Annotated in this window: 27 protein-coding genes; 11 read left to right on the top strand and 16 right to left on the bottom strand. The window is 58.7% G+C overall.

Going from position 1 to position 26,362, the window contains the following annotated elements:
• Positions 1 to 89 precede the first annotated feature (89 nt).
• Positions 90 to 1,448, top strand: a complete 1,359-nt coding sequence (locus tag ACT2B1_RS08935; RefSeq protein WP_481668966.1) for a DEAD/DEAH box helicase — start codon at positions 90 to 92, stop codon at positions 1,446 to 1,448.
• Here ACT2B1_RS08935 and ACT2B1_RS08930 read toward each other — a convergent pair.
• From ACT2B1_RS08930 to ACT2B1_RS08920, 3 genes are read right to left on the bottom strand one after another with little or no spacing between them, the layout of a single operon-like run.
• Positions 1,445 to 2,347 (bottom strand): DMT family transporter, encoded by a 903-nt coding sequence (locus ACT2B1_RS08930; protein ID WP_171240672.1) that lies wholly within the window; start codon positions 2,345 to 2,347, stop codon positions 1,445 to 1,447. The genes ACT2B1_RS08935 and ACT2B1_RS08930 overlap by 4 nt on opposite strands.
• A 21-nt stretch (positions 2,348 to 2,368) precedes the next feature.
• Complete coding sequence (locus ACT2B1_RS08925; protein WP_481668965.1) at positions 2,369 to 3,253, bottom strand: fatty acid desaturase; 885 nt, start codon at positions 3,251 to 3,253, stop codon at positions 2,369 to 2,371.
• On the bottom strand, positions 3,246 to 3,449 hold the full coding sequence (locus ACT2B1_RS08920) for a DUF2061 domain-containing protein (RefSeq protein WP_171121639.1): 204 nt from the start codon (positions 3,447 to 3,449) through the stop codon (positions 3,246 to 3,248). The genes ACT2B1_RS08925 and ACT2B1_RS08920 overlap by 8 nt, the downstream gene beginning before the upstream one ends.
• Before the next feature lie 107 nt (positions 3,450 to 3,556).
• On the opposite strand from ACT2B1_RS08920, the gene ACT2B1_RS08915 reads away from it, so the two are divergent.
• Entirely contained in the window at positions 3,557 to 4,417 is an 861-nt protein-coding gene (locus tag ACT2B1_RS08915; protein WP_171124734.1) for a helix-turn-helix domain-containing protein, read from the top strand.
• 71 nt (positions 4,418 to 4,488) lie between these two features.
• The gene (locus ACT2B1_RS08910; RefSeq protein ID WP_171121641.1) at positions 4,489 to 4,671 is read left to right on the top strand and encodes a hypothetical protein; all 183 of its coding nucleotides are present in this window, start codon (positions 4,489 to 4,491) and stop codon (positions 4,669 to 4,671) included.
• Here ACT2B1_RS08910 and ACT2B1_RS08905 read toward each other — a convergent pair whose 3' ends face one another.
• The 3 genes from ACT2B1_RS08905 to bcoG form a co-directional block, all read right to left on the bottom strand.
• Positions 4,672 to 5,433: an SDR family oxidoreductase gene (locus tag ACT2B1_RS08905; RefSeq protein ID WP_171240668.1), complete on the bottom strand. Its 762-nt coding sequence runs from the start codon at positions 5,431 to 5,433 to the stop codon at positions 4,672 to 4,674.
• Positions 5,430 to 6,896 (bottom strand): carnitine 3-dehydrogenase, encoded by a 1,467-nt coding sequence (locus ACT2B1_RS08900; protein WP_171240667.1) that lies wholly within the window; start codon positions 6,894 to 6,896, stop codon positions 5,430 to 5,432. The genes ACT2B1_RS08905 and ACT2B1_RS08900 overlap by 4 nt, the downstream gene beginning before the upstream one ends.
• A gap of 67 nt (positions 6,897 to 6,963) precedes the next feature.
• Positions 6,964 to 7,878 carry a 3-dehydrocarnitine:acetyl-CoA trimethylamine transferase BcoG gene (bcoG, locus tag ACT2B1_RS08895; protein ID WP_171240666.1) on the bottom strand — a complete coding sequence of 305 codons (915 nt, stop codon included), beginning with the start codon at positions 7,876 to 7,878 and terminating at the stop codon, positions 6,964 to 6,966.
• 132 nt (positions 7,879 to 8,010) lie between these two features.
• On the opposite strand from bcoG, the gene ACT2B1_RS08890 reads away from it, so the two are divergent.
• On the top strand, positions 8,011 to 8,997 hold the full coding sequence (locus ACT2B1_RS08890; protein ID WP_171124727.1) for a GlxA family transcriptional regulator: 987 nt from the start codon (positions 8,011 to 8,013) through the stop codon (positions 8,995 to 8,997).
• A 73-nt stretch (positions 8,998 to 9,070) separates the two neighbouring features.
• Here ACT2B1_RS08890 and ACT2B1_RS08885 read toward each other — a convergent pair whose 3' ends face one another.
• The 3 genes from ACT2B1_RS08885 to ACT2B1_RS08875 are packed head-to-tail and all read right to left on the bottom strand — an operon-like array spanning position 9,071 to position 12,083.
• Positions 9,071 to 10,117: an aldo/keto reductase gene (locus ACT2B1_RS08885; RefSeq protein ID WP_171121646.1), complete on the bottom strand. Its 1,047-nt coding sequence runs from the start codon at positions 10,115 to 10,117 to the stop codon at positions 9,071 to 9,073.
• A gap of 36 nt (positions 10,118 to 10,153) precedes the next feature.
• On the bottom strand, positions 10,154 to 10,612 hold the full coding sequence (locus ACT2B1_RS08880) for a DNA polymerase III subunit chi (protein ID WP_171121647.1): 459 nt from the start codon (positions 10,610 to 10,612) through the stop codon (positions 10,154 to 10,156).
• A 4-nt stretch (positions 10,613 to 10,616) separates the two neighbouring features.
• A complete protein-coding gene (locus ACT2B1_RS08875) occupies positions 10,617 to 12,083 on the bottom strand; it encodes a leucyl aminopeptidase (protein ID WP_171240664.1) in 1,467 nt (488 codons plus the stop codon).
• Positions 12,084 to 12,323: 240 nt separating this feature from the next.
• On the opposite strand from ACT2B1_RS08875, the gene lptG reads away from it, so the two are divergent.
• The 5 genes from lptG to rsmA all read left to right on the top strand — a co-directional run bounded on the left by lptG (position 12,324) and on the right by rsmA (position 18,719).
• A complete protein-coding gene (gene lptG / locus ACT2B1_RS08870; protein WP_171240663.1) occupies positions 12,324 to 13,424 on the top strand; it encodes an LPS export ABC transporter permease LptG in 1,101 nt (366 codons plus the stop codon).
• The gene (locus ACT2B1_RS08865; protein WP_481668964.1) at positions 13,424 to 15,586 is read left to right on the top strand and encodes an LPS-assembly protein LptD; all 2,163 of its coding nucleotides are present in this window, start codon (positions 13,424 to 13,426) and stop codon (positions 15,584 to 15,586) included. The genes lptG and ACT2B1_RS08865 overlap by 1 nt, the downstream gene beginning before the upstream one ends.
• Positions 15,577 to 16,830: a peptidylprolyl isomerase gene (locus ACT2B1_RS08860; RefSeq protein WP_481668963.1), complete on the top strand. Its 1,254-nt coding sequence runs from the start codon at positions 15,577 to 15,579 to the stop codon at positions 16,828 to 16,830. Before ACT2B1_RS08865 ends, ACT2B1_RS08860 begins: the two co-directional genes overlap by 10 nt.
• A complete protein-coding gene (gene pdxA, locus ACT2B1_RS08855) occupies positions 16,827 to 17,792 on the top strand; it encodes a 4-hydroxythreonine-4-phosphate dehydrogenase PdxA (RefSeq protein WP_481668962.1) in 966 nt (321 codons plus the stop codon). Before ACT2B1_RS08860 ends, pdxA begins: the two co-directional genes overlap by 4 nt.
• 84 nt (positions 17,793 to 17,876) lie before the next feature.
• The gene (rsmA, locus tag ACT2B1_RS08850) at positions 17,877 to 18,719 is read left to right on the top strand and encodes a 16S rRNA (adenine(1518)-N(6)/adenine(1519)-N(6))-dimethyltransferase RsmA (RefSeq protein WP_171121653.1); all 843 of its coding nucleotides are present in this window, start codon (positions 17,877 to 17,879) and stop codon (positions 18,717 to 18,719) included.
• Positions 18,720 to 18,775: 56 nt separating this feature from the next.
• Here the strand turns inward: rsmA and ACT2B1_RS08845 are convergent, their stop codons facing one another.
• The 3 genes from ACT2B1_RS08845 to prfA all read right to left on the bottom strand — a co-directional run bounded on the left by ACT2B1_RS08845 (position 18,776) and on the right by prfA (position 21,486).
• Complete coding sequence (locus ACT2B1_RS08845; protein ID WP_481668961.1) at positions 18,776 to 19,351, bottom strand: DUF4167 domain-containing protein; 576 nt, start codon at positions 19,349 to 19,351, stop codon at positions 18,776 to 18,778.
• A gap of 237 nt (positions 19,352 to 19,588) precedes the next feature.
• Complete coding sequence (prmC, locus tag ACT2B1_RS08840; RefSeq protein WP_171124712.1) at positions 19,589 to 20,434, bottom strand: peptide chain release factor N(5)-glutamine methyltransferase; 846 nt, start codon at positions 20,432 to 20,434, stop codon at positions 19,589 to 19,591.
• On the bottom strand, positions 20,431 to 21,486 hold the full coding sequence (prfA, locus tag ACT2B1_RS08835; RefSeq protein WP_171211326.1) for a peptide chain release factor 1: 1,056 nt from the start codon (positions 21,484 to 21,486) through the stop codon (positions 20,431 to 20,433). The genes prmC and prfA overlap by 4 nt, the downstream gene beginning before the upstream one ends.
• Before the next feature lie 64 nt (positions 21,487 to 21,550).
• Here prfA and ACT2B1_RS08830 point away from each other — a divergent pair, with 64 nt between their 5' ends.
• The gene (locus ACT2B1_RS08830; RefSeq protein WP_171121657.1) at positions 21,551 to 21,838 is read left to right on the top strand and encodes a hypothetical protein; all 288 of its coding nucleotides are present in this window, start codon (positions 21,551 to 21,553) and stop codon (positions 21,836 to 21,838) included.
• Here the strand turns inward: ACT2B1_RS08830 and ACT2B1_RS08825 are convergent.
• From ACT2B1_RS08825 to ACT2B1_RS08810, 4 genes are all read right to left on the bottom strand, one after another.
• Positions 21,779 to 22,186 carry a DUF1499 domain-containing protein gene (locus ACT2B1_RS08825; protein WP_171121658.1) on the bottom strand — a complete coding sequence of 136 codons (408 nt, stop codon included), beginning with the start codon at positions 22,184 to 22,186 and terminating at the stop codon, positions 21,779 to 21,781. The genes ACT2B1_RS08830 and ACT2B1_RS08825 overlap by 60 nt on opposite strands.
• A 65-nt stretch (positions 22,187 to 22,251) precedes the next feature.
• Positions 22,252 to 23,199, bottom strand: coding sequence for an agmatinase (gene speB / locus ACT2B1_RS08820; RefSeq protein ID WP_481668960.1), 948 nt, complete (start codon positions 23,197 to 23,199; stop codon positions 22,252 to 22,254).
• Positions 23,200 to 23,262: 63 nt separating this feature from the next.
• Entirely contained in the window at positions 23,263 to 24,228 is a 966-nt protein-coding gene (gene speB, locus ACT2B1_RS08815) for an agmatinase (protein ID WP_171211324.1), read from the bottom strand.
• Positions 24,229 to 24,240: 12 nt separating this feature from the next.
• Positions 24,241 to 25,404 (bottom strand): M20 aminoacylase family protein, encoded by a 1,164-nt coding sequence (locus tag ACT2B1_RS08810; protein ID WP_481668959.1) that lies wholly within the window; start codon positions 25,402 to 25,404, stop codon positions 24,241 to 24,243.
• Between the two features lie 66 nt (positions 25,405 to 25,470).
• Between ACT2B1_RS08810 and mazG the strand changes: the two genes are divergently transcribed.
• Positions 25,471 to 26,328: a nucleoside triphosphate pyrophosphohydrolase gene (gene mazG, locus ACT2B1_RS08805; RefSeq protein ID WP_481669015.1), complete on the top strand. Its 858-nt coding sequence runs from the start codon at positions 25,471 to 25,473 to the stop codon at positions 26,326 to 26,328.
• Positions 26,329 to 26,362 lie beyond the last annotated feature (34 nt).

Below are 26,362 nucleotides of genomic sequence, written 5' to 3'. Positions count from 1 at the left end.
CCGAAATGCGCGCTGCTGCGTATGGTCATCCGGACCCGGCATTCCTTTGACGCGCGGGCCAGGTCTAGTGTCCGCAAAAACGGACATACATGACAAAGTTTAACGAACTGAACCTGAACCCGAAGGTCCTCAAAGCCATTGAGGAAGCCGGATACGAAACCCCCACCCCGATCCAGGAAGGTGCAATTCCCCCTGCGCTTGAGGGCAAGGATGTTCTGGGTATCGCCCAGACCGGCACCGGGAAAACCGCAAGTTTTACTCTGCCGATGATCACCCTGCTGGCCCGTGGCCGCGCACGTGCGCGGATGCCGCGATCGCTGGTGCTTTGCCCGACGCGGGAACTGGCCGCGCAGGTGGCCGAGAACTTCGACACATATACCAAGCACCTGAAACTGACCAAGGCGCTGTTGATCGGAGGCGTCAGCTTCAAGGAACAAGAGGCGCTGATAGATCGGGGCGTTGACGTTCTGATCGCCACGCCCGGCCGTCTGCTGGACCATTTCGAACGTGGCAAACTGCTGCTAACCGGCGTTCAGATCATGGTGGTGGATGAGGCTGACCGGATGCTGGATATGGGCTTTATCCCCGATATCGAGCGCATCTTTTCGCTGACGCCGTTTACGCGCCAGACACTGTTTTTCTCGGCCACCATGGCCTCTGAGATCGAGCGTATTACTGACACGTTCCTGTCAGCCCCTGCCCGCATCGAGGTTGCCCGCCAGGCGACGGCGTCTGAAACAATCGAACAGGGCGTGGTGATGTTCAAAGGTGGTCGCCGCGACCGTGAGGCCAGCAATAAACGCAAGGTCCTGCGCGCACTGATCGACGCCGAAGGCGACAAATGTACGAACGCGATCATCTTCTGCAACCGCAAGACGGATGTTGATATCTGCGCGAAGTCGCTGAAGAAATACGGCTATAACGCCGCCGCCATCCATGGTGATCTGGACCAGTCGCAGCGTATGAAAACGCTGGACGGGTTCCGCGACGGGTCTCTGCGCCTGTTGGTGGCCTCGGATGTGGCCGCGCGGGGTCTGGATATCCCGTCGGTCAGCCACGTGTTCAACTTTGACGTGCCCAGCCATGCCGAAGATTACGTTCACCGGATTGGCCGGACGGGTCGTGCCGGTCGTGAGGGCAAGGCAATCACCATCTGCTCGGGCCGCGACGAAAAGGCGCTGGATGCAATCGAAAAGCTGATCCAAAAGGAAATCCCCCGGATCGACAACCCGATCAAGGACGAGCCGAAGTCGGACGCGCCCAAGCAAGAGAAAAAAGCCAAGCCGTCGGATGAAAAGAAAAGCGACAGCAAAAAGAGCGACCGTAAAAGGGAAGAAGAACCCAGGGGCCGCAATCGTCGCGACGGTGGTGGCGCGAATGTTGTAGGAATGGGCGATCATATGCCCAGCTTTATCGCGCTCAGCTTTGATGAGCGCCGAGCCGGTTAAATCGACAACACCAGCACAACTATCGACGCACCCAGCAATGTCATCCCGGCGATCTCGCGCCGGGTGATGGTCTCGCGGAAGAACAGCAGCGAGGCGAAAAGGCTCAGGATCAACTCGACCTGCCCCAGCGCTTTGACATATGCCGCGTTCTGCAATGTGAAGGCTAGAAACCAGCAAAATGACCCGCTCAGGCTGGTGAGGCCGACAAATACTCCGGTCCGGCGGGTGTCCCAGACAGCCCGTAATTCGGCCCGGTCCCGCCACAAAAGCCAAAGCCCCATGCTGAGAAACTGGAACGACACCACAACAGCCAGTGTCACCAGCGCACGGAACCACGCGTCGATATCACCCAATTCCAACGAAGCCCCGCGGTAACTGACCGAGGAAAACGCGAACAGAACACCCGACCCAAGCCCCAATCGCGAGGCGCGATTGGTCAGGTGTTTCCACCACGCGCCATCCCCGCCGGGGTTTTTCGACAGCAACAGAACCGCCGTCAGCCCCAGAATGATCGCCGCAAACGCCCCCGCCGACACCTGATCGCCAAGGACCAGAAAACCCACAATGGCGGTCTGGATGACTTCGGTTTTCTTGAAGGTGATCCCGACGGCAAAATTGCGCTGCTTGAACAAAGCGACCACACAGATCGTCGCAAGAATCTGAGTTGTCCCGCCAATCACTGCGAACATCCAAAATTTGGCGGTCAGATGCGGAAGGCCATACCCTGTCAGCATCAAAGCCACAGCCAACCCTAGCACCGCCAGAGGCATCGAATACGCAAACCGCGCAAATGTCGCGCCAGCCGCACTCAGCTTCACGCTACTCAGCGATTTTTGCAGCATGAAGCGAACGGTTTGAAACGAAGCAGCCGCGAGAGTGACGGGAATCCAAAGGCTCATGCCGACCCTTGTGGCCTTAAATCAATCCCTTGGCCAGAGCGGATGCGCAACCGGGTCCTTCGCACGCACGAAGAACGTGCGGAAAATTTCTGCGTAAGAGCGATACACATAGGCGCTGTTTCTAGCCAGATAGCGGTCTTTCCCCTCGTGATACAAAGATGGCAGCTTGTACCAGGGCGCTGCAGGGTTCATGTGATGAACTACGTGCAAGTTATTGTTCAGAAACAGAAACGCCAGCGGACCACGGTCTTCGACGATGACGGTTCTGGCACCTGCATCTTCGTGTGCCCGGTGTTCCAGAAAAGTTCGGATCTTAACCAGACCCAACCCGATATATGCAGACGTGACATAGGCCCAAATCGGCATACCGGACTGCGCAACGACCCCAAGAACAACAGCAACTCCGACAAGATGCAGCGCCCACGCCCTCAGAACATTCCGGTCACCGCGAAAGGTGGCGCGCAGCTCATCCCGCGTGAAGACATATTGCCCAATCGCCGGGCCCAGAACGATACGCCCCAGCAGAGTGTTATTCGCAGACAGCAACAGCCGTTGCCAACCGCGTAGACGACCCCAGACCTTCGGATCGAGGTAATTCGACTCCGGGTCGTCGTACGGGTCGGTCAAGGTTGCGTCCCTGTGGTGGGCAAGATGCAGGTCTCGAAAACGCTGATACGGAATGAACAGCGTCAACGGCAGGGCCATCAAAGCCTCGTTCAACCAGTTTTGCCGGAATGGATGCCCGTGCAACGCTTCATGCGTCAGTGAGGAATGCATGGCGGCGACACACCCCATCGCCGGGATTGCCACCCATAAAGGCGCGTAGAAAATCACACCCAGCCAAGCTGCATAACATGTCAGAATCAGCGCGAAGGTGATCCACTCGGGCCCCTCACGCTCAGACATTGCGACCCCACGTGATACCAGCCCAAACGCGTTCATAAATTACGTACAAGGTCAGACCGATCGCGGTGTTCACAATCGCCAATGTCCCGCCGATTGCAGCGGACCCAGTTGCCACCAACCCAACAAGGGTCATGACAATCAGCCCCATCGCATTCCACAGCACCGCCTTCACGACCGATCTTCGTCGTGTTTCCATTCCGTCACCCATATTCTTGTTATGTCTCAAGAATTACGGACAAGAGGTCAGGTTGAAAATTCTGAATATGATTAACAAAATTCATCAAATGTGATATTTTCAAACATATGCAGAATAAAATCGACAAACGAGACCGCGCAGCACAGTTCCGACAGCGCCTTGCTCGCGCCATGGAAGAAAGGCGGGTCAGTCAAAGCGCGCTGGCACGTGAGATCGGAGTGGACCGTTCAACTGTGTCGCAGCTTTTGACGCTCGATGGCGCTCGGCTGCCGAACGCGCATGTGGTCGGCAGTTGCGCTTCGGCCTTGGGTGTGTCGGCGGATTGGCTGCTGAGCCTTTCTGACCGCCCTGAAAGCGCGGCAGAGTTACTGGCAAGCTCGCTCACCATGACAGAAGCGCCACGCGCCCTTGTGGATGAACGGATATTTGAATGGCACAAAGAGGCTGCAGGCTACAAAATCCGTTATGTTCCAGCAACTTTGCCTGACATGTTGAAAACCCGCGCAGTGCTGGAATGGGAATACGCGCCGCATCTGGGCAGAACAGCAGATCAAGCAATCGGGGCGTCAGAAGACCGCCTGACCTGGATGCGCCAGGCACAATCAGACTACGAAGTCGCGATGCCGCTGTTTGAAATCGACAGCTTTGCTAACGCGACCGGTTACTATCACGGACTGGACCTTCAGACGCGTCGGGAACAGATCGACCATCTGCTTGCCTTGTGCGAACAACTTTACCCCCGAATGCGCATCTATCTTTTTGATGCAAAGCGACTTTATTCTGCGCCCGTCACGATATTTGGCCCGCTGCTGTGTGTGTTTTATGCCGGAAGTCATTATATGGCGTTCCGAGACCGTGATCGTATCGAAACCTTCACGCGCCACTTTGACACACTGGTCCGCGAGGCCGACGTGACCGCGCGGGATTTTCCATGCCACCTGAAGTCGTTACGCGAAAGGATGCGTTAACCTCCAACCTGTGTTATCGTCGATTGGCGCGAACTTACGGGCATTCCGACCACAGACGGAGGACCACAGGAATGGACGCACTACAAACCGCACAATACGCACGCGCCCTTTATTCGGCGCACGGTGACCGGGCCGAGGCCGAAGCCGCGCTTAAAATGCGCGAATGCCAAGCCGCTGGAAACATACAGCAAGCGCAGGACTGGCAGGCGGTTCGTCAGACCATCCGCCAAATACGCGGGCCAAATCAGGGATAGTCAGAGTTTTGGATCGGGGTTGACGGTATGGCCGTCCACGGCGATCACCTGCCCCGACACCAGCCGTGCCGAATCCGAGGCAAGGAACACGGCCATATCCGCGATGTCCCGTCCCTCGACAAACCGGCCCATCGAAGTGCCGGACGCATAGCCGTTATACACTTGGTCGCGGGTCATCCCCTTGGCCGCCGCCTCACGCTCTAGCACACCTTCCATGCGCGGGCCTTCTACAGCGCCGGGGCAGATCGTGTTGCAACGCACGCCAAACGGCCCAAGCTCCATGGCAAGCGTCTTGGCCAGTCCGATCACCCCCCATTTCGCCGCCGCGTAGGGCGCGCGATTGGGGTATCCGTATTGTCCGGCAGTCGAGGATGTGATCACCACAGCCCCGCTTTTTTGACGCTTCATGATCGGCGCGGCGTATTTCGCGCACAAGAACGCACCTTCAAGATTCACCGACAGGCACGCCCGCCAATCCTCAATAGCCACGTCCTCTACCACGGCCGTCGGCCCGGCAACGCCTGCATTGGCGCATAACGTATCCAAACCGCCCCACTCGGCTTCGATCTTCGCGAAGATATCCGCGACGGTGATTTCCTCAGCCACGTTGATTTCGGACTTTCGCCAATGCGACGGGCAATGCGACAGGGCCTCGGGATCCAGGTCCGCCACCCAGACTTGCGCACCCGCCGCGTCAAACGCTTCGGCCATGGCCCGACCGACGCCCGAAGCGCCGGCTGTAATCAAAACACGCCCGCTCATGACGGTTTGCGGATCGCAGCACCCGCGCCTTCGGGATACGGCAAGGCGGCCTGCGCTTCGGAAATCCGGGCCATCGCTGCCTCAATCTCAGCTGACGGAGCACCGGGGCGGCGGGTCTCAAGACTGACATGAAGCAGGAAGCTCTCGCCCGTGGCCAGCAGCTTGTCACCCTCATACATGCTGTGGAAAACATGCAGCTTCTTGCCCTGCCCCAGCAACAACTGCGTGCGCACCTCAATCTTCGCGCCCGCATGTACTTCGTCGATATACCGAATGTGGTTTTCGGCGGTAAAATAGCTACCGCCCGAGGCGATATAGTCCGCATCACAGCCCATGATCTCCATGAACCGGTCAGTGGCGGCGGCAAAGGCTTCCAGATAGCGCGCCTCGTTCATGTGGCCGTTATAGTCCGTCCAATCCAACGGCACTGCACGCGCGACGGTCAGAATCGGCTGGCTCAGGTCGGCTTGGTCGATCGTTGGCAGGGCACCGGGCTTCAACACGGAATCGTGTTGGTTCAGGACCGCCCCCGCACCCCAGTTCTGCGCCTTGAGCGCCCGCATCATCCCCACAAGATTGTTGTCCCGAATACGCTCCAATTCACGAATCGAGTGCATACCCGACTGCGCATCCGACTGGTCGGCGATCATATCGACCAACTCATCAGTGAACTCGGGCACATCCATCAGCTTGGTCCATGGCCATTTCAGCGCTGGCCCGAACTGCGCCATAAAGTGCCGCATCCCGGCTTCACCGCCTGCCACGCGGTAGGTCTCGAACAGGCCCATCTGCGCCCAGCGGATGCCAAACCCCATGCGGATCGCCTCATCAACCTCTTCGGTGGTGGCGATGCCATCCTTGACCAGCCACAGCGCCTCGCGCCAGACGGCCTCAAGAAAGCGGTCTGCAATATGAGCGTCGATCTCTTTCTTGATGTGCAAAGGGAAGAAACCGACGGATTTCAGCAGCCCCTGCGCGCGCTCGACCATTTTTGTCGGGTTCTTGTCGGTCGGCACCAGTTCGATCAGCGGCAGCAGATAAACCGGGTTGAACGGATGCGTCACCACGATCTGTTGAGGCCGCAGCGCACCTTCTTGCAGTTCCGAAGGCTTGAATCCGCTGGTCGACGACCCGATGATCGCCGCCGGGTCACACGCCTCTTGCAGGCCCTTGTAAACCTTCAACTTCAGGTCCAACCGCTCGGGCACGCTTTCCTGAATCCACTCCGCGCCCTGCACGGCATCGGCCAAATCGTCATGGAAACTCAGCACGCCCTCGGGCGGCAACGGCACATCACTTAACCCCGGCAGCGACCGCCGCGCATTGTCCAGAACCTCCCCGATCTTGCGCTCGGCCTCAGGATCAGGGTCAAAAACCCGCACATCCCAACCGTTCAGCAAAAACCGCGCGGCCCACCCGCCGCCGATCACGCCACCACCAATGATTGCCGCCGTGTTTGTCATATCACGCCCCAAACTTCATCTTTTCCAAAATACTCCGGGGGTTTGGGGGCTGGCCCCCAATCCATGCCTACTTCGCCACAGGCGCACGCTTGGTCAAACCAAGCTTCTCGCGCACCTCGGCAGGCCCAATGACCTTCGCCCCCATATTTTCGATGATCGTCCCGGCACGTTCCACCAACTGCCAGTTCTCGGCCAGCACACCCTTGTCGAGCCACAGGTTATCCTCCAGCCCCACGCGCACATTGCCGCCCGCCAGCACCGAGGCCGCAACATAAGCCATCTGGTTTCTCGCCAGCGAGAACGCGCTGAAGGTCCAGTCATCCGGCACATTGTTCACCATCGCCATAAAGGTGTTCAGATCATCCGGCGCGCCCCATGGCACACCCATGCACAGTTGAACCAAAGCGTTGGGTTCCAGCACCCCCTCTTTCACCAGTTGCTTGGCGAACCAAAGATGGCCGGTATCAAAAGCCTCGATCTCGGGCTTAACGCCCATGTCTGTCATCATCTGCCCCATCGCCCGCAGTGCACCGGGCGTGTTGGTCATGACATAATCCGCCTCGGCAAAGTTCATGGTGCCGCAATCCAAGGTACAAATCTCAGGCAGGCATTCGGCGATGTGCGCCACACGCTCGGACGCGCCGATCATGTCTGTCCCTTCAGCCACTGGAAACGGGCTTTCCACCCCGCCAAACACGATGTCCCCGCCCATCCCGGCGGTGAGGTTCAGCACAACGTCCACATCAGCGTCGCGAATGCGGTCCGTAACCTCACGATACAGGTCCAGACGGCGGCTGGGGACTCCGGTCTCCGGGTCGCGCACATGGCAATGGACAACGGCGGCCCCGGCCTTGGCTGCTGCAATCGCACTGTCGGCAATCTGCTGCGGTGAACGCGGCACATGTGGGCTGCGATCCTGCGTTCCACCTGATCCAGTAATGGCACAGGTGATGAAGACTTCGCGGTTCATTTCCAGAGGCATGACGTTTTCCCCAAGTTATACCCGGTTTTGCCTTGAGTATTCCCCAGACTTCTCCCCGGATTCCGATTTGCTTTCGGGCCCGAGTTTGACGCAGCCTTGTGAAAACACTTGCCAGAATACGAATCAGACTTGATGAAATCCGCAAAAAACATACTGCAGCCCGAACACCGCGCCCTGAAAACGGCGGTTTTGGTGCTGGACGAATGCAACACGCTCAGCTTCGCCTCGGCCGTTGACCCGATGCGCGCAGCCAATCGCCTGGCAGATCGCCCCGCCTTTGACTGGGACTATGTAACCGCCACACCAGAACCCGCGATGCTGACCAGCGCGCTGACCGTTCCCGGAATTCCCCTGGCCCGCCTGCAGGGCTGCGATCTTATGATCGTGGTTGCCGGGTTCCAACTGGCGCGCCACGCCACCCCCAGCCTGCTGGCCGGTTTGCGCCGCATTGCCAGCAGCGGCGCAACCATCGCTGGCATAGACGGCGGCCCCTGGCTGCTCGCCGAAGCTGGTCTTCTGGACGATCATGCCGCCACCACACATTGGGAAGATTTGGACAACTTTGCCAACCGGTTCCCCGAGGTTGACGTGCGCCCTGACCGTTTCACAGTCTCGGGCAATCGCCTGACATCCGGCGGGGCCATTCCAGCCGTTGAAATGATGCTGCACATAATCGCCGCCCGGCACGGGGCGGGATTTGCCGCGCGGGTGTCTGGTCTGTTCCTCTATGACGGTGCCCCTGCCCCGACAAAACCCCAAAGCCGCATTGGCGCACCGCACCGCCACACGGCGCTGACAGCCAAAGCCAACAGCCTGATGGAATCGTCCCTGGATGAACCCTTGCCGCTTGCCGATATCGCCGAGACCCTTGGAACCAGCCCCCGCACACTACAGCAGCAGTTTCGCCTGCGCCTGAACACCACACCGCAAGACCACTACCTGCAACTGCGTCTGGCCGAGGCGCGTCGTCTGGTCACCGACACCGACATGCCTCTGATGGATGTGGCGCTTGCTACGGGCTTTGGCTCACAATCCAGCTTCGCACGCGCTTTCCGAACGGCCCACGGCCTCTCGGCCCGCGATCTGCGACAAGACCGGACGCACCCCACCCATCACTGAGCTGGATCCCCCTTCATCTGGCTAAAAATATCCCGGGGGAGTCGCGCGGCACGCGCGGCGGGGGCAGAGCCCCCTAGAACGGCATTGGATGCGCGCGGTGCGCCTCGGTAATGTCCGCCAAAACCTCGTCCGACAACTGCAGGTCCTTGCCGCTCAGGATGTGGGCAAGTTGCTCGACTGATGTTGCACCAAAGATCGCGGACATCATGAATGGGCGTGTCTGACACCAGGCCAACGCCATATGCACAGGGTCCAGTCCATGGCGCGCGGCAACCTCAAGATAAGCCCCAACCGCATCAAAGGCACGCGTTCGATGCCGCCCGCCCATTTCTGGTACCAATGACATGCGCGACCCTTCAGGCACCGCGCCACCCTGGTACTTTCCAGTGAGGAACCCGGCAGCCAGAGGCGAAAAGGCCATCAGACCCACATCCTCATGAACACTCAGCTCGGCCATATCCGTATCGAAGTGCCGGCACATTAACGAGTATTCGTTCTGCACCGAAGCGACTCTGGGACCCGCTCCGTTCTCAGCCAGACGCAACCACTGCGCGGTGCCCCAAGCGCTTTCGTTCGACAGGCCAAAGGCGCGGATATTGCCCTTGTCGACCTGCGCCTGAAGCGCCTCAAGACATTCCCGCATATTGTCCAGCACCTCGTCGGTGTTGTGGCCCGACGGCGCATAGGTCCAGTTCTGGCGGAACATATAGCTGCCCCGGTTCGGCCAGTGGAACTGATACAGGTCGATGCAGTCCGTTTTCAGGCGGCGCAGCGACCCTTCGATCGCCTCGGGGATTGTCTGACCCGAGATCGGCGCTCCATCTCGCGCATGTGCAAAACCGGCCCCCGAGTGTTTAGTGGCCAGAACATAATCAGCCCGCCGGGACGGTTGCGCGGTGTTCCAGTTACCCAGTATCTCTTCTGTGCGCCCTACAGTCTCTTTCGATATGGGGTTCACCGGATACATCTCAGCCGCATCGACAAAGTTAATACCGGCGTCCAGTGCCATGTCGATCTGCGTATGTGCATCGGCTTCGGTGGTCTGGGTGCCAAAGGTCATGGTCCCCAAACACAGGTCGGTGACCATGATACCCGTGCGGCCCAAGGGCTTCATTTCCATCTGTCAATCTCCTGAAATATCATTGAAGAAAAGGCGTTACGCCTCGGACTTCATCTCCCATCGGCCCGACTCCTCGGACCAGTATTTGGCGGCGCATCCAGCACCGGTCAACGCTTTCCACTGCCCCCGGGCATGTTGAACCGCCTGCGGGTCATTGCCGTCAAACAGGATGCAGACACGTTCCAGAGCGTTCACCTCATCCGGTTCGACAGGTGCGCCGTCGACGGCCATCACGCAGGACGGTCCGTTGGCGGCCTGCATCTCGGTCGTCAGTAAAATGGGCTGCCTAGCATCATGCGGGCCGCCTTCCCGACCATGTGGTAGGAACCCGTCATCCGGCCCCAACCACAGTCTTTCGTCCAGCCAGTCCATCCGCGCAGGATTAGTACCCCGCACGGCGATCTTCCACCCGGCCTGCCGCGCCTTGTCCAGAAGAACCGGCAAAGTATGTTCCAGCGGCTGGCGGGTCAGGTGGTAGAAATAGACGGCACCCACGGACTTACTCGAAATTGTCCTGCACAAATCGGCTCAGTGCGCGCACACCCCACCCGGTTGCGCCTTTCGGCGCATAGGATGTCTCGGCCGCGACCGAGGCGACGCCGGCGATATCAAGGTGAATCCACGGGGTTTCCTCTTTCACGAAGCGCTGCAGGAACTGCGCCGCTGTGATCGAGCCCGCAGGCCGTCCGCCCACGTTCTTCACATCGGCGATGCGCGACTTCAGCAGGTCGTCATAGGCCTTGCCCAAAGGCATCCGCCAGGCACCCTCGTCCTCAGCCCCAGCCGCTTTCAGGAAGGCGTTGCAGAATGTGTCATTGTTCGAAAACACCCCTGCGTTTTCGTGGCCCAACCCGATAATGATCGCACCCGTCAGCGTGGCCAGATCAACCATGCCCACGGGGCTGAACCGCTCTTGCGCGTACCACATGACGTCGCACAGGACCAAACGGCCTTCGGCGTCTGTGTTGATGATCTCGACCGTGTCGCCCTTCATCGACTTGACCACATCACCCGGGCGCGTTGCGTTGCCCGAGGGCATGTTCTCGACCAGCCCCACAAGCCCGACCACATTGGCCTGGGCCTTGCGTTTGGCCAGCGCGCGCATTGTGCCAGCGACGACACCCGCACCGCCCATGTCCATGGTCATATCTTCCATGCCACCGGCGGGCTTCAGTGAAATGCCGCCTGTGTCGAACACAACCCCCTTACCGACAAGGGCAAGCGGTGCGTCACCTTTATTGCCGCCGTTCCACTGCATTACCACAACCTTGGACGGGCTGACCGAGCCCTGCCCAACGCTCAGCAGCGTGCGCATTCCTAGTTCGGCCAGCTTGTCTTCTTCCAGTACCTCGACCTCAAGACCTAGGTCTTTCATCTCGGCCAGACGGTCAGCAAATTCGGTCGTGGTCAGAACATTGGCCGGTTCGTTGGTCAGATCGCGCGTCATCCGCACCCCGTCCGCAATGGCGTAAAGCGGTGCAAACGCAGCCTCAACCTCATCCGGTTTTTGGTGGCTGATCGTGACATTGGCGGTGCGTTCGGATTCTTTCGACTTGTGCGCATCGAAATCATAACTGCGCAGAGCGATCCCAAGCGCCAGCTCTTCGGCCCGAACCTGATTACCGGCCATCAGCAGCACATCCCGGTTGTCGGCCAGTTTCGCCAGCTTTGCACCGGCCTTGCGGGCCTCGGCCGCGTCCGGACGGCGCGACAGAACCAGAATGTCCAGCGCCTCGGCCGCCATGCCGGTTGGCCAAGCAAGCGACAGCACATCCCCTGACTTAACCTTTGCAAAGCGGTCGCTTTCAATCAGACGCACCACGGTGCCGCGGGTCAGACGGTTCGCGCGGCGAACGGCGGGGCTCATCTTGCCGTCCGGCGATATGATGATGACAACGCGGCCTTCAGCCTGCGTCATTGCGTCGACGTCAAAAGCCTGAAACTGGATCGGGATTAGACTGCTCATTGCGAACTCCTGAAAATCTGTTCCCCAAGACCTAGCCCGCACTGGCGCTATTGACCAGATAGCAGTTTTCCCCGACCGGCAATTGCAGTACAGTCCCGAAAAAATTCCGGCAAGATCGGGGGAAAGTACAGTGGCAAGACAGGGCAGGCATAAGCCATCGCTTCGTGGCGCATGCTGCAATGATTCCTGCTTGAACCTGACAGTGCCCGCTTTGCGCCCAACCCCTGCGGGGTTTCGCCCGTGATCCTTGACCGCTATTTTGCCCGCCGGTTCATCCAAAGCTTTCTGGTTATCGGCGGCATCTTCCTGTCTTTGTTGATTCTGATCGACCTGATCGAACAGGTGCGACGCTTTGACGAAGTTGACCTGTCCTTTGGCCAACTTCTGCACCTGACGCTGCTGAATACCCCGGCGGCCATCAGTGAAATGCTGCCCTTGCTGGTGATTCTTTCGACAATCGCGCTGTTTGTCGGCCTTGCGCGCAGTTCTGAGTTGGTCGTGACCCGAGCCATTGGCCGTTCGGGTATTCGTGCGCTGCTGGCCCCTGCAGGATTGGCCCTGGCGATCGGGGCGGCTGCCGTTGCCCTGCTGAACCCGATTTCGGCAGCCACGTCCGAGGAATACTCACGACTGTCTGACTCGTATCGCAACAACGGCGGGTCGGCCTTTTCGATCAGCGGCGAAGGTATGTGGCTGCGGCAGGGCTCGCAAAACGGCCAGTCTGTGATCCACGCGCGGGGCACGTCAAATGGCGATACGCTGAAGTTGAACGAAGTGACGATCATCGCATTTTCGCCGGACGGTACGCCGACGCAACAGATTGCCGCTGACAGCGCTGTCCTAGACGACGGCAACTGGACTTTGTCCAACGCCAAAGTCTGGTCCTTGAATCAGGACATCAACCCGGAAACCAACGCCGTCGAGCATTCGACGCTTGAAATCCCTACGTCGCTGACGCGCGAGCGCATTTTGGACACGCTGGGGCGGCAAGGGGCCGTTTCGGTCTACGACTTGCCACAGCTTATTCGTGACCTAGGCGAAGCCGGGTTTTCCACCAAGCAATACGAAGTCTGGCTGCAAGTGCAACTTGCGCGCCCGATCTTCTTGGTGTCGATGGTCCTGATCGGGGCAGCGTTCACCATGCGCCATGTCCGCTTTGGCGGAACCGGGATCGCGGTTCTGTCCGCGGTACTGTTGGGTTTTGGCATATACTTCGTGCGCAACTTTGCCCAAATTCTGGGGGAAAACGGACAACTGCCTATCTTTGTTGCGGCGTGGGCTCCGCCCTTCGCAGCCATATTGCTGTCCCTCGGTCTGTTGTTGCACGCGGAGGACGGCTGATGCGGCTTCTATCCTGCCTGTTTTTGTCCGGCGCTCTGGCGTTGGCCATACCACAGGGCGCGGGCGCCCAAAATCAGCCCGCTGGCGGCCCGCCGCAAAGTACTCCGCAAGAGGAAGAACCAGCCCTTCTGGTTGCAGATCGGATTTTCATCACTCCGCAAAGAGTGCTTGTCGCCGAGGGCAACGTCGAAGCGTTTCAAGGCGACATCAAAGTTACTGCGCAACGGATTACCTATGACCGCGACACCGGCGAACTTTTGCTTGAGGGACCGGTCCGCATTGATCAGGGCGGCGCAACGACTCTGCTGGCGGATTCAGCGGAATTGGACAGCGGCATCCAAAACGGCCTGCTCATCGGCGCTAGAATGGTGTTCCAGCAGCAAGTCCAGATCGCGTCGGTCCAGGCCAAGCGTGCGGCTGGGCGCTATACGCAATTCAGCAAGGTCTCGGCCACGTCGTGCCACGTCTGCGCCAACGGTAAACCTCCGATATGGCAGATCCGTGCGCGCAAAGTCACCCATGACCAGCTGGAACGGCAGTTATATTTTGAAGGTGCACAGTTCCGAATTCTGGACTTTCCGGTATTCTATTTTCCGTACCTGCGTCTTCCCGATCCTACACTGGACCGCGCGACGGGCTTTCTCGTCCCCTCGGTCAGAACCACGTCGCAACTGGGCACCGGCCTACAGGTGCCGTATTTCTTCAAGTTGGGCGACCACAAGGACCTGACGCTGACGCCATATGTATCGTCCAAGACCAAAACGCTGGGCTTCCGGTATCGTCAGGCGTTCAAACGTGGACGTATCCGAATCTTGGGCGCCTATACAAAAGATGACCTTCAACCAGACGAGCAGCGCGGGTATCTATTTGCGGATGGCGCATTCAACCTGCGGGACGGCTATCGGTTCACCTTTGACCTGAAGACCACGTCTGACGATGCGTATTTGGCCGACTACGGCCTGCCCGATTTCGACCGATTGCGCAGCGAAGTCGCGCTGGAACGGATCAAACGGGATACGGCGTTCCGCACCAGCTTCATCCACTACCAGACTTTGCGCGACAGCGAAGATCAGGATGAAATCCCTTCGCGCGTGTTCGACCTGTACTATCAGAAACGCCACTTCCCGACCGCAGTGGGTGGCGAGGTTCGGCTCGGCTTTGTCGCACACGCCCATGAACGTACTAGCGACGAAGACATTGTGGGCCGTGATGTCGCGCGAGCAACTTTCGATGCCGTATGGATGCGCAGTTGGATATTCACCACGGGACTGCGCGCGGACGCCAGGTTGGGCGCGTCTGTCGATACGTTCAATATTCGTCATGACAGCGGGTTCCCTAGTCAGGTTACCCGCACCACACCACGCGCGGCGCTGACGCTGCGCTACCCAATGTCACGGCGGGAAAAGTCGGGCGCGACCCAAGTCCTTGAACCGATCGCACAAGTCGGCTGGACCCATGTTTCAACCAACGACGTGCCGATCGACGAAAGTACGTTTCAGGAATTCGATCAAGGCAACCTTCTGTCCCTTTCGCGATTTCCGGCCCCCGACCGTCGGGAAGACGGCGCAACCGGAGTGGTCGGCATAAACTGGGCCCGATACGGAGCAAAGGGATGGCGCGCACTGGCAACAGTTGGTCAGGTCTTTCGCGCGGATGCCGACCCTGAATTCAACGTAACCTCGGGTTTGCAGGGAACAGCGTCAGACCTGTTGATTGCTGGTCAGTTGGAAACGGCCAATGGCTGGTCATTGGCAGGGCGCGGATTGCTCAACGGTGACTTCAGTTTCGCCAAGGCTGAATTGCGCGCCGCCTGGAGCCAAGAAACAACCAGCCTGTCGGGCACTTATGTCTGGCAGGAACCCGATCCAGCGGAAAACGCGGAAGATGAAATCTCGGAAGTTCGCGTCAATGGTCGTTACCGTATCGACCAAAACTGGCTGACCCGTGCATTCGCCCGCTATGACCTCGCCGAGTCCGAACCGATCCGTTATGGGTTGGGCGTGACCTACCAAAACGAATGTGTACAGGCAAATATGATCGTGAGTAGACGATTTACCTCGTCTTCGAGTATTGAGCCTTCGACAGAATTCGGCTTTACCGTAGCCCTGACAGGATATTCTGTTGAAGGTGGCGGACAACAGTTCAAGAGAAGATGCAGTTGATTTCACGTTTCTCCAGTTTCGTTCGTTCCGGTTGGCTGCCCTCGGTGGCTCAGGCACTGGCCGTTGCGGTAGTGAGTCTTACGCCCATGGAAGCGCAAGCCCAAAGCCCATTCTCGCCTGCGATCAAGGTTAATCAGGATATTGTCACCTGGTATGAACTGGACCAGCGCCTGCAGTTCCTTTTAGCTCTGGGCGCTCCCGGAGCATCCGAGGACGAGGTGCGAGAGGCCCTGATCGACGACCGTCTGCGCAAGCAAGCCATGCGAGAGGCGGGAATTGAAATCAACCCAGAGGATGTTCAGGTCGGCATTGACGAGTTCGCTGCGCGCGGGCGGTTGTCGACGGATCAGTTCCTGCAACTTCTTGCCGATGCGGGTGTGTCCCAAGAAACCGTCAGGGATTTTGTCGCAGACCAGCTTTCGTGGCGCGACTATGTCAGCGCCCGTTTCCTGTCGCAGGCGCGCCCGTCCGAGGATGAAATCAACCGGGCGCTGGGACAAGCCGGTGGCGGTGGATTGCAGGTTCTGATGTCCGAGATCATAATTCCGGTCAATCAGCAGACCATCGCCCAGGCCGAGTTGTTGGCCGAAGAGATCGCGCAATTGGAAGGATTTGATGCCTTTTCAGCGGCAGCCACCCAATATTCCGCCGCCGGCACACGGGACAATGGCGGTCGGTTGGAATGGCTGAACCTGACCGATCTGCCCCCTGCCTTGCAGCCGGTTATCCTTGGCCTCAAGAATGGGGATATAACACAGCCCATCAACCTGCCAAACGCCATTGCCCTGTTCCAGATGCGCGGCCTGCGCGAGGTCGCGTCTGGCGCGCCGCGTTATTCGAAAATCGACTATGCCATCTACAACCTTCCCGGCGGTCGCAGCGCCGACACGCTGGCCCGCGCCGCCAAATTGCGGGAAGAGATCGACACCTGCGATGACCTCTATGGAATTGCACAAGACCAACCGGCTGAGGTTCTGCAACGGATCGAAGCCAGCCCCTCGGAAATTCCGCGGGACGTCGCACTGGAACTAGCCAAGCTGGATCTTAACGAAGTTTCGACGAATCTGACCGCCAATAACGGCCAGACCCTCCGTTTCCTGATGTTGTGCACCCGGACGCTCGACCGAGGCGAAGAAACTTCGCGCGTTGATGTGGCCAATGCGCTGACGCAACAGCGGCTGCAGGCCTTTTCCGAAAGCCTGCTAGAGCAGCTACGCGCGGACGCAACGATAATCGAGCAATGATCGCCCCGATCGCGCTCAGTTGTGGCGACCCTGCCGGTATAGGCCCAGAGATCGCGGCTAAAGCATGGGCAGAACTACGAGATACCTGCCCGTTTTTCTATATCGGGGACGCGGCGCATATTCCTCAGGGAACTCCGGTGCATCAAATCAGCGACCCGGCAGAGTCACTTCGTATCAGCGCCTCGGCAATGCCTGTTCTGCAACTGAACTTCCCCGAACCCAATCGCCCCGGTACACCCTCAGCCGCAAATGCGCCCGGCGTCATAAACGCGATTGAACGAGGCGTGTCACTGGTTCAGTCGGGCGCGGCGTCGGCCCTCTGCACCGCGCCGATCCACAAGAAAGCACTGATTGACGGGGCCGGGTTCGCCTATCCCGGCCATACCGAGTTTCTTGCCGCGCTGGCCGGGCGTAAACGCGTTGTGATGATGCTGGCCAGCGATGAATTGCGCGTGGTGCCCACAACGATCCATATTCCCCTGTCCCGCGTCCCGTCCGAACTCACGCCAGCCCTGTTGCGCGATACGATTGAAATCACAGCCGAGGGGTTGCGAAAGCAATTCGGCATTGCTCACCCCCGCATCGCCATTGCCGGGCTGAACCCCCATGCGGGGGAAGGTGGTAAGATGGGGCTTGAAGAGCTGGACTGGATCGGCCCGCTGATTTCTTCGCTTCCTTCGGAAGACTACACTGTCAGCGGCCCAAACCCTGCGGACACCATGTTTCATGCCGCAGCCCGCGCCCATTATGACGCAGCCATTGCAATGTATCATGATCAGGCGCTGATTCCGATCAAAACGCTGGATTTCGACCGCGGCGTAAACGTGACGCTCGGCCTGCCTTTCATACGCACATCGCCCGACCACGGCACCGCCCTTGATATCGCAGGGCAAGGTATCGCAAACCCATCTAGCCTGATCGAAGCTTTGAAACTCGCCCACCGCATGGCAAAAAGCTCTTGATCCTTCACCTGGCTGAAAATATCCCCGCCGGAGGCAAAAAATCTCTGGTGCACGCAATCCCTCCTGCGCCACGGTAATCTGAAAATGAGCGCTATCGACAATCTTCCCCCTCTGCGCGAGGTCATCGCAACCCACCAGCTTTCGGCGCGAAAGTCGCTGGGCCAGAACTTCCTGCTGGACCTGAATCTGACCGCCAAGATTGCGCGACAGGCCGGAGATCTGTCCGCGTGCGATGTGTTGGAAATCGGCCCTGGCCCAGGAGGTCTGACTCGGGGTTTGCTGTCCGAGGGCGCGCGGAAAGTGGTCGCGGTCGAGAAAGACACCCGCTGCATTGCGGCCCTGAACGACATTGCCGCTGCATATCCCGGCCGTTTGGAGGTCATCAACGGTGACGCGCTCGAGATTGACCCGCTGACACATCTAACGCCACCAATCCGCGTCGCAGCCAACCTGCCCTACAACGTCGGAACTGAGCTTCTTGTGCGGTGGCTGACCCCCCCCGAATGGCCCCCGTTCTGGCAAAGCCTGACCTTGATGTTTCAGCGCGAGGTCGCTGAACGGATCGTGGCGCAGCCCGGCGGCAAAGCCTACGGACGCCTTGCCATCCTTGCGCAATGGCGCGCCGAGGCTCGGATTGCCATGTCTTTACCTCCCGGCGCGTTTACGCCTCCGCCCAAGGTTTCAAGCGCCGTGGTCCATCTAACTGCCCTGCCCGAACCCAGGTATCCCGCGAACCCCGCCACACTATCCCGTGTCGTGGCTGCAGCCTTCAACCAACGCCGCAAAATGCTGCGCGCATCGCTAAAGGGCATCGCCCCGAATATCGAAGACAGGTTATTGGCGGCCGGGATTCAACCAACTGAACGGGCCGAGCAGGTGCCGCTTGAAGCCTTCTGTGCATTGTCGCGCGAGGTTGATAACGCTTGAAACAAAAAAGCCCCGGGTCGAACCTCGGGGCTTTGTCTTGTTTTGTGCGCCTTTGATTACTCGGCGGCCTCGGGCGCATCACCTTTGTCCGACGATGCGTCTTCCGACGGCGCAGGCTTGGGCTTGCGCGTACGGGGACGGCGCGCCGGTTTTTCCTTCTTCTCGGCAGCTTCGCCTTCAGCACCCTTATTTTCAGGGGTCTCCACCAAACCGGATTCAGGCGAAGCGGCTGCGGGTGTGAAATCCATCACGTCAGGTTGCGGTGCATCGGCCGGATCTGATTGGCGCGCGGCTTCGCGTTCCTGACGCTCAGCGCGTTCGCGATCACGTTCAGCCTGACGTTCACGGTTCTGCCGCTCCTGTTCTTCGCGGCGCGCTTCCATTTCGCGTTGCGCTTCACTTAGCAGACGCAGGTAGTGCTCGGCGTGTTGCTGGAAATTTTCCGCGGCCACGCGGTCATTAGACAACTGCGCGTCACGAGCAAGCTGGTTGTACTTGTCAATGATCTGCTGGGGCGTGCCACGCACTTTACCCTCTGGGCCCGAGCTGTCGAAAACCCGGTTTACTACGTTGCCTCCAGAAGGACGATTGCGGTTATTCTTGGCCCGCGAGCGGGATTTGGAAGATCTCATCTACTTTCGTCAGCCTTGTCATTCGATGTCGAACCTTTCGCGTCTTGCACTGCTCAAAGGCTTTTGCTGTGACGCGATGTCGACTTTTTGGGCTTGGCGTCAGGGGCGCGCTGTAACGGCGTCAACCTCGCTGACTAATCCTGAGTAAACATGTCCGGCGCGTGCAGACAAGGGGTTTGTACTAAATTTCGCAGCTTTTTTACATCAATCGGCGTATTTCAGCCTCAGCGCACAGATTCACTGCGACATTCTGGCAAATACAACACGGTCGCGACCATCCAAATCGGGAATTATCCTTATGTCGACCAATCCAGCAGCATCAAACAGCGCAGAAACGCTCAGGCCCTGCGTCGGCCCAATTTCGACCAGCAAACGCCCACCGGGTAACAGAAAATCAGGAACACCGGCAGCAATACGACGGTAAGCTCCCAAACCGTCGCCCTCGTCCGTCAGTGCCATGCGCGGTTCATGCTCACGCACTTCGGGGGACAATTCCGCCATTTCCGGCAGAGAAATATACGGCGGATTGGAAACAATCAGGTCAAAGTTACCATTAATGTCTCCGAACCAATCAGACTTGATAATCTCGATACGGTTTTGAACTTGATGCTGAACCGCGTTCGCGCTGGCTTGCAGGCAAGCAGCCTCACTTAGGTCAACGCCTAGCCCCGTTGCGCTGGTTCTTTCCGCCAATAAGGTGATCAGAATGCACCCGGACCCGACCCCAAGGTCCAGAACATGACCGAAAGGTTCGCTCAACGCCGCCTCGATCAGCGCCTCGGTCTCCGGTCGAGGGTCCAACACATCGCCGCTGACCCGAAAGCGGCGGCCATAAAACTCCCTTTCCCCCAGCAGGTGGGAGACCGGCACTCGAATGGCGCGCAAGGATATCAATTGGTCGTACCGTTCGGCGATCTCCGGCGAAAGCTCCTCGGGGGCGATCAACGTGACGCGGCTGGCTTCGATTCGCGCGGCATGGGCCAACAACACTCGGGCGTCACGCGCCGGATCAGCAACCCCGGCAGCCCGAAGCCGCGCCGTTGCAGCGACCATGGCCTGCGCCGCTGTCAACGCAGCAATCATTGCGCCATCTCAGCCAGCAGGCGGGCTTGGTCATCGGCTGTCAGCGCATCTATGACCTCGTCCAGATCGCCCTGCATGACCTGATCCAGCTTGTACAAAGTCAGGTTTATGCGGTGATCGGTCATCCGGCCCTGTGGAAAGTTATACGTCCTGATCCGCTCGGAACGGTCGCCAGAGCCCACTTGGCTGGCTCGGTCGGCGGACCGTTCGCTGTCGATCCTCTGACGCTCCAAATCATAAAGTCGCGTCTTCAGAACCTGCATTGCGATTTCACGATTACGGTGCTGGGACTTCTCAGAGCTTGTAACCACAAGACCGGTCGGAAGGTGGGTGATGCGCACAGCCGAATCTGTCGTGTTCACGTGCTGACCACCCGCACCCGAACTGCGCATGGTGTCGATACGAATGTCATTCGCGTCAATCTGGATATCCACATCTTCGGCCTCGGGCAGCACCGCAACCGTCGCAGCCGATGTGTGAATCCGCCCACCGCTTTCCGTTTCGGGAACGCGCTGAACTCTGTGAACTCCGGATTCATATTTTAACCGCGCAAAGACGTTGTCGCCCTTTATATGCGCCACGACCTCTTTGATGCCCCCAAGGTCCGAAGCCTGTTCTTCGATGATCTCAAAACGCCAGCCGTGTGCCTCGGCATAGCGTTGATACATGCGCAACAGGTCTCCCGCGAACAAGGCAGCCTCGTCCCCTCCGGTTCCGGGGCGAATTTCCAGCATCGCAGGGCGCGCATCGGCCGCGTCACGGGGCAGCAATGCCAATTGCAGCGCGTGTTCCGCTTCGGGGATGCGGGCCTGCAAGTCTGGGATTTCTTCTTCGGCCAACTCCTTCATATCGGGGTCTGCCAGCATCGCCTGCGCTTCCGCCAAATCCGCCACCAACAGTCGCCAGGCCGTGATCTGTTCGACAACCGGTTTGAGGTCAGAATACTCCTTGGCCAAAGCAGCAATGTCCCCACCCGCCGCGCCGTCTGACATCGCCGCTTCGAGGTATTGGAATCGCTGAGTTATCTGTTCTAGGCGTTCTTCGGGGATCATCCCCGGGGGTGTCTAACAATCCGGGGCTTTGGTCAAGGGCCGACCGTATGCTAAGCTGCTGCGCATGAGATGGTTTACGCTTGTCCTGACGCTGTTTTCCACACCGGCCATGGCCGACTATGTTGGCCCGGATGGCAAGGTGCGCGATTGCTATTGCACCGATACATCCGGCACCCGCATCGAACTGGGCGAGATGATCTGCCTGCAGGTCGATGGCCGTATGTTCATGGCACAGTGCCAAATGTCGCTGAACGTACCAATGTGGCGCGAAGTGCAGGAAGGCTGCCTGTCCTCAGGGCTTGAGCGCAGTCAGCCACCCATCAACACGGTTGCGGTTTACCCCAAAATCTGAGCGCCCAAAGCGCAGGCGCGCGTGGATGCGCAGCGTGTCGCCATCCTGCTGGGCGGTCGCGTAGTCGGGAAAGCCGATCACTTTGGTGCGGGTGACATAGGTGACCATCCCTTTGTCCACTGACCCCGCCAAAACCGTTGTACGGGGTGTGTTACGCGCAATTGCATCCAGACGCGCCAGCCCGTCGGGGCCAGTTTCCAAAACCCGAAACACTCCGCCTTGCATATCGCGATCCGCCTGACCGGTGGGCACTACGTGCCATCGCGTAGGATCGGACGGTGCCAGCCTGATATAAGCGCCCAGTACGACGACCGCCGCAACAACAAGGAAAATGAGCATTTTCTTCATCCCGACCCTATTCTTTTAGCAACCTTATTCGGAATACAGGCCTGGACAAGTCGTGAGGCAGGCTTTTACCGCGACGTCACACCTGGCAGGATGCACATAAGCTCGAACAAAAGGTTAGCCGCCGTCAGCGCCGTGTTGCCGGTCGTGTCATAGGGCGGCGAGACCTCGACTAGATCGCACCCCACAACGGTCAGACCGCTGAGTGCATGGATCAACTGCAAGGCCTGCGGCGTGGTTAGCCCCGCTATTTCTGGCGTGCCCGTTCCCGGAGCAAAAGCCGGATCAAGGCTGTCAATGTCGAAGGTGATATAAGTCGGGTGATCCCCGATTGTCTTCCGTATCTGAGAGCCAACTTCCGTCAGGTTCTGCTGCCACAATTCCAACGCCGGAAACTGCCGAAATCCCCATTCCTTTGCTTCGTTGAAATCCGTCGTTGAATAACCCGAACCGCGAATTCCGACCTGAAAGACCTTGTCAGGAACGATCAGACCTTCTTCGTAGGCGCGGCGAAAGACGGTGCCGTGTGTCTCACGCTCACCAAACATTTCGTCGTCTACACCTGCGTGGGCATCCACGTGAACCAACGCCACAGGCCCGTGCTTGGCCGCAATTGCCCGTAAAATCGGCAGGGTGATCGAATGATCACCTCCCATCGCGACGGGCGTCACATCCTGCGCCAGAATAGCATCATAGCTTTCCTTAATGATCTCGAGGCTTTCGGACAGGGAAAACGTGTTGATCGCAAGATCACCGATATCGGCAATCTGCAGGTTGTCGAACGGAGCCGCGAATGTGGCCATGTTGAAAGGCCGGATCATCGCGCTTTCGCTGCGGATCTGTTTCGGCCCGAACCGTGTGCCCGACCGCCATGAGGTGCCGATATCCATCGGAATACCCAAAACGGCCACATCCAACCCGGCCAACGAATCCACTTGCGGCAAGCGCATGAACGTATTCGGCCCGGAAAACCGTGCCAGATCATTGCCGCTGAGGGGCTGGTTGAAGTCTTTCATGCCAGTATCTCTCCCATCCGTTATTTTGGTTAACGTGATAGAGGAAAGATGGCTAACCAATTGTTAAGGCTGCAACTTGTTCCACCCCAAAAGGCAAATAATCTGCGTGGCGACATGCGCGCCGGCGATCGCCGTTGCGCCGGATGTATCAAACGGCGGAGATACCTCGACAACGTCCCCGCCCTTGATGTTGATACCGGCGATATCGCGCAAGATGATCTGCGCCTGAATGGAACTCAGCCCACCCCAGACGGGTGTACCTGTACCCGGCGCAAAAGCGGGATCCAGACCGTCGATATCAAAGCTAAGGTAAACGGGACTGTCACCCAGAATGCCCTTAATCTTCTGCGCGACGGCAGCGGGGCCGGATTCATAAACCTCGCGCGCGTCGATGATGTTGACACCCAGCGTGTCCTCGTTGGTGGTCCGGATTCCGACCTGCACCGATCGCTTGGGATCCACGATGCCCGACTTCACCGCCTTGTAGAACATCGTTCCGTGATCCACGCGCGACATGTCGTCATCGGCCCACGTGTCCGTATGCGCATCAAACTGCAGCAAGGAAATCGGCCCGAATTTCTCGGCATAAGCCTTGAGGATCGGAAAGCTGATATAGTGATCCCCGCCCAAAGTGACCGAAGCCACATCGGCGGCTAGTATCGTGCGGATATGATCGGTCAGCGTATCTGGAAACGCCGGGATATTGGCGTAGTCATAGGCCATGTCACCATAATCGACGATCGCCAGTTCACTCAGCGCGTCAAAAGGCCAGCCATAGGGCGCATCGGGTGATTGCAGCGCACTGGCCTCTCGGATTGCGCGCGGGCCAAGTCGGGTTCCGGGGCGGTTGGTCACCGCCTGATCGAACGGCACTCCAGTCACGGCTATGTCCACGCCCTTTAGGTCCTTGGTGTACAGCCGCCGCAGAAAGGACGTCGCCCCGCCAAACGTATTTTCATAGGACAACCCCTTGAGGTCAGGATTGGTAAACGCCTCGTCTACCTGATTTTTTGCATCTTCCAGTGCCATTTATTCCCCCGTTCAGCCCAGCGGCTGCGCCTTTTCGACAATCCGCGCGAAAAAGGATGCCCCAACCGGCGCGATCTCGTCGTTAAAATTGTATTTTGGATGATGCAACCCGGCACTTTCACCTTGCCCCAGAAACAGGTACGCCCCCGGACGCGCATTCAGCATGAACGAGAAATCCTCGGCCCCCATCATCGCAGATATGTTCGTGAACACCCATTCGTCTCCCGCCACGTCCCGCGCGACATCGGCGGCAAACCCGGCTTTGTCTGCGTCATTGATCGTTGCGGGGTAATTGATCTCATAATCCAACCTTGCTTCAACCCCATAAGACAGTGCTTGCCCCTGCACGATCTGCTCCATCCGTTCCATCACCATCTTCTGAACAGACGGATCGAAGGTGCGGACGGTTCCGTTGATATAGGCAGTATCCGGGATCACGTTGTTGACCGTTCCGGTGTGAATCTGGGTGACCGAGATAACCAGATCGTCCAGCGCATAGTTGTTGCGGCTGACAATGGTCTGAATGGCCTGTGCTATTCCACAGGCCGCCATCACTGGATCGCGAGTTTCGTGTGGCATGGCCCCGTGGCCGCCAAGACCCTGAATGTGAACTTCAAACGTGTCGACAGCCGCCATGATCGGGCCGGGCGTCGTCTGGAATGCCCCCGCAGGGACACCGGGCGCATTGTGCAATGCATAGACCTGAGAAATATCGAACCGGTCCATAAGCCCCTCCTCGACCATGACGCCTGCTCCGCCGCCTTCTTCTTCCGCAGGCTGAAAGATCAGGGCCACGCGGCCGCGGAAATTTCGTGTCTCAGCCAGATAACGCGCTGCGCCCAACAACATTGTCGTATGACCGTCATGGCCACAGGCATGCATATTACCCGGTTTGGTCGACGCATATTCGACCCCGGTTTCCTCGGGGATCGGTAGGGCATCCATGTCCGCGCGCAGGCCGATTGTCGGCCCCTCGCCCTGCCCGTTGATGATCGCGACAATCCCGGTTTTGGCAATTCCTTCATGCAGCTCGTCAACGCCAAATTCACGCAGTCTGTCGGTGACAAAAGCTGCGGTTTCATGGCATTCGAACTCCAACTCGGGAATCGAATGCAGGTGTTGTCGCCAAGCGGTCATATCGGCGGCAAAATCGGCAATTCGGTTGACGACGGGCATCTGGGGTGGACTCCTGATCCTGACTGCGGAATGGATGCATCTGACACCGGAACGAAAGGGTTCGCAATGGCCGAAAATCCTCTGATCCACGATAGCGACGCAGGGATCGAGCGCCTGCTGGAAATCATGCGCCGCCTACGCGACCCGCAGACCGGCTGCCCTTGGGATATCGAACAGGATTTCGCCACCATCGCCCCCTACACCATCGAAGAAGCCTATGAGGTCGCCGACGCCATCGAGCGTGAGGCGTATGACGAGCTGAAAGGCGAATTGGGCGATTTGCTGTTCCAATCCGTCTTTCATGCGCAGATGGCCGAGGAAGCCGGGCATTTCACCTTTCAGGACGTAGTCCGCACCATGTCAGACAAAATGGTCACGCGTCATCCTCACGTGTTCGGCGACGAATCCCGCGACAAATCTGCCGAGCAGCAGACGCTGGATTGGGAAACCATCAAGGCAGCGGAACGCGCTGGCAACGAACAAAAAGGCGCGCTGGATGGAGTGGCGGCTAACCTGCCCGCCCTGTTGCGCGCGCATAAGCTGCAAAAACGCGCCGCCCGCGTGGGGTTCGACTGGCCCGATGCCAGTCATGTGCTGGCGAAGATCACCGAAGAGGCCGCCGAGTTGGAAGAGGCCCGCGACAGCATGGACGCCGACGCACTAGAGGATGAGTTCGGTGACTTGCTCTTCGTGATTGTCAATCTGGGCCGCCATCTCGGGATTGAACCCGAGGCAGCCCTGCGCCGCACCAATGCCAAGTTCACCCGCCGGTTCGAACAGGTCGAGGCCCGCCTTGCGGCGCGTGGCAAAATGCCTTCACAAAGCGATCTGGCCGAGATGGACGCCCTTTGGGACGAGGTGAAAACCGAAGAACACCGCGCCAACGGCAAACTCCCGCCGGTGGATGCGGTTGCGGACACCTAAAAACGGCTGGACAAGTGCCGGGACACTTGCGAGT

The sequence above is a fragment of the Ruegeria sp. S263 genome (assembly GCF_056780525.1).
This window is presented reverse-complemented; position numbering and strand designations above follow the sequence as displayed.

Coding starts and splice junctions, on each gene's coding strand:
- ACT2B1_RS08935 (WP_481668966.1), top strand. CDS start 90: ATGACAAAGTTTAACGAACTGAACCTGAACCCGAAGGTCCTCAAAGCC.
- ACT2B1_RS08930 (WP_171240672.1), bottom strand. CDS start 2,347: ATGAGCCTTTGGATTCCCGTCACTCTCGCGGCTGCTTCGTTTCAAACC.
- ACT2B1_RS08925 (WP_481668965.1), bottom strand. CDS start 3,253: ATGTCTGAGCGTGAGGGGCCCGAGTGGATCACCTTCGCGCTGATTCTG.
- ACT2B1_RS08920 (WP_171121639.1), bottom strand. CDS start 3,449: ATGGAAACACGACGAAGATCGGTCGTGAAGGCGGTGCTGTGGAATGCG.
- ACT2B1_RS08915 (WP_171124734.1), top strand. CDS start 3,557: ATGCAGAATAAAATCGACAAACGAGACCGCGCAGCACAGTTCCGACAG.
- ACT2B1_RS08910 (WP_171121641.1), top strand. CDS start 4,489: ATGGACGCACTACAAACCGCACAATACGCACGCGCCCTTTATTCGGCG.
- ACT2B1_RS08905 (WP_171240668.1), bottom strand. CDS start 5,433: ATGAGCGGGCGTGTTTTGATTACAGCCGGCGCTTCGGGCGTCGGTCGG.
- ACT2B1_RS08900 (WP_171240667.1), bottom strand. CDS start 6,896: ATGACAAACACGGCGGCAATCATTGGTGGTGGCGTGATCGGCGGCGGG.
- bcoG (WP_171240666.1), bottom strand. CDS start 7,878: ATGCCTCTGGAAATGAACCGCGAAGTCTTCATCACCTGTGCCATTACT.
- ACT2B1_RS08890 (WP_171124727.1), top strand. CDS start 8,011: ATGAAATCCGCAAAAAACATACTGCAGCCCGAACACCGCGCCCTGAAA.
- ACT2B1_RS08885 (WP_171121646.1), bottom strand. CDS start 10,117: ATGGAAATGAAGCCCTTGGGCCGCACGGGTATCATGGTCACCGACCTG.
- ACT2B1_RS08875 (WP_171240664.1), bottom strand. CDS start 12,083: ATGAGCAGTCTAATCCCGATCCAGTTTCAGGCTTTTGACGTCGACGCA.
- ACT2B1_RS08865 (WP_481668964.1), top strand. CDS start 13,424: ATGCGGCTTCTATCCTGCCTGTTTTTGTCCGGCGCTCTGGCGTTGGCC.
- ACT2B1_RS08860 (WP_481668963.1), top strand. CDS start 15,577: ATGCAGTTGATTTCACGTTTCTCCAGTTTCGTTCGTTCCGGTTGGCTG.
- pdxA (WP_481668962.1), top strand. CDS start 16,827: ATGATCGCCCCGATCGCGCTCAGTTGTGGCGACCCTGCCGGTATAGGC.
- rsmA (WP_171121653.1), top strand. CDS start 17,877: ATGAGCGCTATCGACAATCTTCCCCCTCTGCGCGAGGTCATCGCAACC.
- ACT2B1_RS08845 (WP_481668961.1), bottom strand. CDS start 19,351: ATGAGATCTTCCAAATCCCGCTCGCGGGCCAAGAATAACCGCAATCGT.
- prmC (WP_171124712.1), bottom strand. CDS start 20,434: ATGATTGCTGCGTTGACAGCGGCGCAGGCCATGGTCGCTGCAACGGCG.
- prfA (WP_171211326.1), bottom strand. CDS start 21,486: ATGATCCCCGAAGAACGCCTAGAACAGATAACTCAGCGATTCCAATAC.
- ACT2B1_RS08830 (WP_171121657.1), top strand. CDS start 21,551: ATGAGATGGTTTACGCTTGTCCTGACGCTGTTTTCCACACCGGCCATG.
- ACT2B1_RS08825 (WP_171121658.1), bottom strand. CDS start 22,186: ATGAAGAAAATGCTCATTTTCCTTGTTGTTGCGGCGGTCGTCGTACTG.
- speB (WP_481668960.1), bottom strand. CDS start 23,199: ATGAAAGACTTCAACCAGCCCCTCAGCGGCAATGATCTGGCACGGTTT.
- speB (WP_171211324.1), bottom strand. CDS start 24,228: ATGGCACTGGAAGATGCAAAAAATCAGGTAGACGAGGCGTTTACCAAT.
- ACT2B1_RS08810 (WP_481668959.1), bottom strand. CDS start 25,404: ATGCCCGTCGTCAACCGAATTGCCGATTTTGCCGCCGATATGACCGCT.
- mazG (WP_481669015.1), top strand. CDS start 25,471: ATGGCCGAAAATCCTCTGATCCACGATAGCGACGCAGGGATCGAGCGC.